Raw genomic sequence first — 5,166 nt, forward strand, 5'->3', positions numbered from 1 at the left:
TTTGTTCCTGTTCTTTTTCCCTAATGTTTTATGGTATCAATTTTTTGCGTCCGGCTTCCGGCTGCTTTTTGTATTTGGTATCAAAAGGTCGTTCTACAGGGTGTGCCAGGAATGATAATTCGGTATCAATTTCTTTCCCTACAGTATATCAAAAAAGCATAGGGACAAAAACCCAACTTTTTAAAATATGTTTTTTTTAGATAGGGACAAAAACCCAACTTTTGATTGATTATTTGTATCATATAGTGTCTTTTTTTGTTAATAGATGTTCTTTTCCCTAAAGTTTGTGTTAAGATTATGAGAAAAGTTCCTTTTTTATGGGTTTATGTAATAAGAAAAGTTCCTTTTTTGTGTGTTGGTATGATTATCAGGTTTTTTTTTATCAGCTAGTGATGGTAGTACCCTTAAAAATGAAAGGGTAACTATCTGAAAAACAACAGATAATGGTAAAAAATCAGGGACAAAAAACCAACTTCTTAGGGACAAAAAACCAACTTCTTAGGGACAAAAAACCAACTTCTTAGGGACAAAAAACCAACTTTTAGACCCCTCCTAGGGACAAAAACCCAACTTTTATTCATCTTCTTTTTCTTCTCCAATCATTCCGGGGAGTATTTCTACTTCTTTTAATAATACGGATAAACAATATTCTGCTTTATTTGAAATTTTATTCCAGTTATCTCTAACATATTCGCCTAGATAAAGCATCTTAGTTACTACTGCTTTATAGTTGCTTAATGTAATCTGTGGAATAAACTGCTGCAAATGCTCGTCCTTCATTGCAAAGTGCAAAGAACAAAAATTCGTTATCATCTTCTTTTGTCCTTTTAATAGTTCTTCTTCCTTCTTTGATAATGCAGACTTAATAACTTTGAAATTAAGTTTATAAGGCTGTGTATCGCCTGAATTACGATAAACTTCTGCCATTTCAAACCAGCAATCAGCCTGTTCAAACAAATCATCGTAAACAGGGCGTATTACACGTTTATACAAATCTTTAAATTCGGGGTATTTATCTTCTAATTTTAAGAATTTCCGAAATCTATCCACATAGATAGAAAAACCACCTTTTTCTTTCCATGAGCTAATCAGCATATACATTCTTATTGTATATCTACTTTGCGCTCTTAAAGCTATCTCTTTTATATAGCGTGTAAAACCTCTATCAACATTAATGAAAACTTTAGCAACCTCTCTATCCATTTCTAAAGAAAAACCTCTTGAATAAGGAGTTTTGGGTATATTTGCCTTAGTGAATAAACCAGTAATAGACCAACTATCCTCACCTGTTATTGGGTCTTTAACATCAAGCTCTACAGGAATACTGATTAATTTACGAACCATGCTTTTTACTTCCTTGTATTGGTCTGGATTAACGCCCAAATCCCGATATGCGATATCTACTCTTATACGGTCTGAATATTCTTGAAATAAAGATAATTGCTCGCATGGAATAGATGTACCATATTTATCTAGATGCTGAATACTTAATTCTATGACATCCTGTAATTTCTCTATAACAGCAATTAAGATTCTAATCTGTACTGTCTTAAAATCACCAGCCATTAATGTAACTACATTAGGTTGTTTCAGCCATGTGGGATTTTCTGGGAGTTTCACAGGAAGATTTGTACGAGGATGCCCTTTCCTAATTCTAACAATCTCACCGTCTATTTCTTCTTTTTCTTCTTTCACCGCACGTTTTCGGGCTTTTATTTCTCTATTTACCATCGCTTATTATTTTGACTGATTAATACTCCAAAAAAAAGTAGAATAAAGAACACAAACATAAACTTGGCTATATAAAATAGCCCTATGAAAATCATTCTAAAAATAGCAATGATAATTTCTAATAGATTTCTTATTATGTTCCTCCAGTCCATTTTCTTTGTTTTATAATTCCTGTCGCCAAAGCTCCGGCTGCACTATTGTATAACCAGCACTTTGCAAATATACTCTTTTAAATTCATCGGGCAACGTTCCTTCAAGGAATTGCTTTTTATGCCTTGATGCAGTTCGGCGGTCATATGGACTATTTTTAGACCAACCTCTTTTAAGAATTAGTTCCTTAAAGCATTCATCTAATGTTTTTGCTTTATCTATCATAATCTTTTCGTAAAGAAATTATAGGGTTTTTCATCCCTTTATACGTTTCACAAGGATTTCCTAACAGTTCGCACATAACAAAATGTACAATTTTTCCTTCATCCAATGATAAATTCGATTTATTTGCTAATTCTACAACTAATGTATATTGATAACTATAGTTCTCAACAACAATTTCTTTTTCATTGGAAACTTCATTGTAAATCTTTCTATACTTATGCCATAAAGACGTATTAAAAAGCTCTACCGTAAGAAAATTGTTTACCTGCTCTGTTGTATAGTCTTCTGGCAAACGTTTCCCTGTAAGTCTATAAACAGCCTCCATTTTTGCTTTTTTTCCTACAAACTTTTTTTTCCCAATCATCTGACAAGAAGGAAGTTCATCCCTAGATATAAAAGGCTTCAAATCTGACACCCTACGATATACCTTATATTCAATAAACATTCTATCTATATTTTGATTATATGACATCTATTCCCTTTCACACTATTCGAAAAATTATGGTCATTTATCCCAATCATAATTATCGTAATCTATTTCCTTTCCTGTAGCATGGCATTCAGCCACATAATCAGCCCATTTTTTTCGCTTCGTCACATCAAAAGGCATACGTAGAAACTCATCCTTCCAAGGCTGTATAAAGTAACCAAAATCGTGTTTGTTCGTTACATACTGAACAGCATCTCTAATGGCGTTATACTCATATCCTTCTTTCAACAATGGTTCGTCACCCAGTTTAGAGTATATGTTTGCCACTTCCCGAAGCATCTTTGCAAATTCTTTGTATGTGGCAAAATTCTTTTCTTTTTTATCCATAATCATTCTTTTTTGTTTTGAGTATTAATTTTTTTCGATGAAAGTATTGGTTGTATTCAACACCCCGGCTGAATCTCGACTTTTGCCATCTCTTATGAAGATTCCTTCTTCTTTCAACCGTTCATAATCAAATTCATTCATCATGATAATGACAATATTTTCATTTGTATATAGCTTACACTTCATAAATTGAGTACCTTCTATTTTTCCAATTACGTCTATTTGGATTGTTCTTTCATTCATAATTCGTTTATTTATATATCGATTTGAGGATTATTCTTGTTTTTTTACTTCATATCCCTTTTCTCTGAGATACGCTGCTATATACTCATCATCTCCGACATCATTAAGGACATCGAAAAGATAACCTTTTACATAACTGGCTACTGCAACCGCATTTGCATACTCGATGTTCTGCGAAATGAATCTCACTTTCTCTGTTCTTCCTAAGCCTCTGAAGGCTTCTTCAATTTTGCTCATATTTATACTGTTTTACGCTAATTCTGTTTCAATAAACTTCATCATCTGATTGTGAAAAGAACCACTCCTTTTTTGCGCAGCCTTACAATCATCAATGGAAAGATTCGATTCCTTAATTATCCCTATTGCGATTGCTGGCATATCTCTGACTACTACAATATGCTGAACAGCAAACCAAATACCATCAATAAATTCATTATTCATATCTTCATTTTATTGGTTAAAACTCATATTCACTTTCATTGAAATTTTCGATTGAATAAATTAAACCACCGAAGTCACCTGCTGAGAAGCCTCCAGTAATATTACTTCGATGTGTTCCCTTATACTTACCAAAGGTTAATGTTCTTTCTTGATTCATTACTATTCTGTTATGCGTTATTTGGTATGATAATCCCATTTTATCTTGACTTATATATCTGGAAAAGAGACCTGTGAACTAAAGACTACTCTTTCTTTTCCTTACGCCTCGATTTGAGAAATTCTTTAGCCGCTTCTTTGTCCTCATGTACTTCATCTGATACATAATATATTATAGCCTTTGAATTGTGAGGATTGTTTTTCCACTTTCTTCCTATTGCATCCGGATTTACAACATATCCTTCTTTTGCCCATTGCAGGGCTGTTAGGCTCTTTTGGTTCATTCTCTTATACCAAAGAACCTTACGATGCATTTTTGTCCGGGGAGTAATTACTCCGTCTGCACATACCAGTCCTTCACAGTTGTAACCGGGGCTTTCCAGAAATTCAATTTCTTTTTGAATTTCTTTTATGCTCATTTTCTCGATGCGTTCCATGTATTGTGCAATCGTTTCATCTGTCATATCCGCTGCCATATTTCATGAATTTATGTATTAAAATAAGGCTATTAACTAGTTTAATAGCCCATTTTTGATTTCAAATACTATCAAACGTATTTATCCAATTCTTTTTCTAGCTTTTCCCTATCAATCTCTGGAAATAGTTCAAGAACAAGACTTAGCGAATCGCAATAATTGTTTGCATAGTTTTCTGTATCCATCAATCGTAACACCATTGAACAAAAAATACTCTTTTCCTGCTTAAAAGTACGATTTAACACAGAACTAGATAATCTGAAAATTTTCTTCTCTACTCCAATCATAAATTAATCCTTTCACATTTCTAATAATTGACTATCAATCTGTAGTTTTCTTCAATGCTTCAAAAGAAGACAAGTAATCATCAACAGCTTTATTTAACGCTGCATATTTATCTTTCCACGTCCTTATTTGCCGTTGTGTTTCAATATACCTATCATTCAAAGTTGCATAATTCTGAATAGCAAATCTAATAGCTTTAGCATCTGTTTTTTCACCAGATAATTTTTTTAGATTTTCTAACTCTGCGCAGGCTGCATCGTCTAAGCGTAATGTAAACTCTTTTTTCATAAAAAAATGATTAATGAATTAATACTGAAAAATAGCACTAACAGTTGGCTACGAAATGGATTTAAGAAGCAATGTTTCATGATTTTGTTTGCTGTTCTTTATACTGGCAGCCAAACCAGCTTTAAAGGTTTGTTTATCTCTTTATTTTCAATACTCAAAGATAGTGATTTTCTATAAATGTCGCAAATAATAGGACAATTATTTTTGTTAAAAATGGTTTTAGGTTTATAGACTGCCGAGGTTTTATTTTTCCCTAAAGTTTTTGGTATCATAATAATGTTCTCTTATCGTCCATGCCGGGCAGAACCCGGAAAAGTACGGTATCAAATACCTTCCCGGTTTCTCTCCAGTGCA

Annotated in this window: 11 protein-coding genes; all 11 read right to left on the bottom strand. The window is 33.0% G+C overall.

The genetic code is table 11. From position 1 onward, the window contains the following. Positions 1-573 precede the first annotated feature (573 nt). Positions 574-1,731 (bottom strand): replication initiation protein, encoded by a 1,158-nt coding sequence (locus BLW31_RS23525; RefSeq protein WP_007559085.1) that lies wholly within the window; start codon positions 1,729-1,731, stop codon positions 574-576. 162 nt (positions 1,732-1,893) lie between these two features. Next, positions 1,894-2,106 (bottom strand): hypothetical protein, encoded by a 213-nt coding sequence (locus BLW31_RS23530; protein ID WP_004295360.1) that lies wholly within the window; start codon positions 2,104-2,106, stop codon positions 1,894-1,896. Then, positions 2,096-2,578: a hypothetical protein gene (locus tag BLW31_RS23535; RefSeq protein WP_007559088.1), complete on the bottom strand. Its 483-nt coding sequence runs from the start codon at positions 2,576-2,578 to the stop codon at positions 2,096-2,098. The genes BLW31_RS23530 and BLW31_RS23535 overlap by 11 nt, the downstream gene beginning before the upstream one ends. Before the next feature lie 33 nt (positions 2,579-2,611). Next, positions 2,612-2,929 carry a hypothetical protein gene (locus tag BLW31_RS23540; protein ID WP_007559090.1) on the bottom strand — a complete coding sequence of 106 codons (318 nt, stop codon included), beginning with the start codon at positions 2,927-2,929 and terminating at the stop codon, positions 2,612-2,614. Positions 2,930-2,947: 18 nt separating this feature from the next. Continuing rightward, the gene (locus tag BLW31_RS23545; RefSeq protein ID WP_004295363.1) at positions 2,948-3,166 is read right to left on the bottom strand and encodes a hypothetical protein; all 219 of its coding nucleotides are present in this window, start codon (positions 3,164-3,166) and stop codon (positions 2,948-2,950) included. Between the two features lie 30 nt (positions 3,167-3,196). Further along, a complete protein-coding gene (locus tag BLW31_RS23550) occupies positions 3,197-3,403 on the bottom strand; it encodes a hypothetical protein (RefSeq protein WP_007559092.1) in 207 nt (68 codons plus the stop codon). A gap of 12 nt (positions 3,404-3,415) precedes the next feature. Next, entirely contained in the window at positions 3,416-3,607 is a 192-nt protein-coding gene (locus tag BLW31_RS23555; protein WP_007559094.1) for a hypothetical protein, read from the bottom strand. A 16-nt stretch (positions 3,608-3,623) separates the two neighbouring features. Continuing rightward, positions 3,624-3,764 carry a hypothetical protein gene (locus BLW31_RS24610; RefSeq protein WP_007559096.1) on the bottom strand — a complete coding sequence of 47 codons (141 nt, stop codon included), beginning with the start codon at positions 3,762-3,764 and terminating at the stop codon, positions 3,624-3,626. Between the two features lie 85 nt (positions 3,765-3,849). After that, a complete protein-coding gene (locus BLW31_RS23560; protein WP_007559098.1) occupies positions 3,850-4,239 on the bottom strand; it encodes a hypothetical protein in 390 nt (129 codons plus the stop codon). 71 nt (positions 4,240-4,310) lie between these two features. Then, complete coding sequence (locus tag BLW31_RS23565) at positions 4,311-4,526, bottom strand: hypothetical protein (protein ID WP_007559101.1); 216 nt, start codon at positions 4,524-4,526, stop codon at positions 4,311-4,313. A 34-nt stretch (positions 4,527-4,560) separates the two neighbouring features. Further along, positions 4,561-4,812, bottom strand: coding sequence for a hypothetical protein (locus tag BLW31_RS23570; protein WP_004295365.1), 252 nt, complete (start codon positions 4,810-4,812; stop codon positions 4,561-4,563). Positions 4,813-5,166 lie beyond the last annotated feature (354 nt).

The organism is Bacteroides faecis MAJ27, from assembly GCF_900106755.1.
Classification (GTDB): domain Bacteria; phylum Bacteroidota; class Bacteroidia; order Bacteroidales; family Bacteroidaceae; genus Bacteroides; species Bacteroides faecis.

Coding starts and splice junctions, on each gene's coding strand:
- BLW31_RS23570 (WP_004295365.1), bottom strand. CDS start 4,812: ATGAAAAAAGAGTTTACATTACGCTTAGACGATGCAGCCTGCGCAGAG.
- BLW31_RS23535 (WP_007559088.1), bottom strand. CDS start 2,578: ATGTCATATAATCAAAATATAGATAGAATGTTTATTGAATATAAGGTA.
- BLW31_RS23555 (WP_007559094.1), bottom strand. CDS start 3,607: ATGAATAATGAATTTATTGATGGTATTTGGTTTGCTGTTCAGCATATT.
- BLW31_RS23540 (WP_007559090.1), bottom strand. CDS start 2,929: ATGATTATGGATAAAAAAGAAAAGAATTTTGCCACATACAAAGAATTT.
- BLW31_RS23565 (WP_007559101.1), bottom strand. CDS start 4,526: ATGATTGGAGTAGAGAAGAAAATTTTCAGATTATCTAGTTCTGTGTTA.
- BLW31_RS24610 (WP_007559096.1), bottom strand. CDS start 3,764: ATGAATCAAGAAAGAACATTAACCTTTGGTAAGTATAAGGGAACACAT.
- BLW31_RS23530 (WP_004295360.1), bottom strand. CDS start 2,106: ATGATAGATAAAGCAAAAACATTAGATGAATGCTTTAAGGAACTAATT.
- BLW31_RS23545 (WP_004295363.1), bottom strand. CDS start 3,166: ATGAATGAAAGAACAATCCAAATAGACGTAATTGGAAAAATAGAAGGT.
- BLW31_RS23550 (WP_007559092.1), bottom strand. CDS start 3,403: ATGAGCAAAATTGAAGAAGCCTTCAGAGGCTTAGGAAGAACAGAGAAA.
- BLW31_RS23525 (WP_007559085.1), bottom strand. CDS start 1,731: ATGGTAAATAGAGAAATAAAAGCCCGAAAACGTGCGGTGAAAGAAGAA.
- BLW31_RS23560 (WP_007559098.1), bottom strand. CDS start 4,239: ATGGCAGCGGATATGACAGATGAAACGATTGCACAATACATGGAACGC.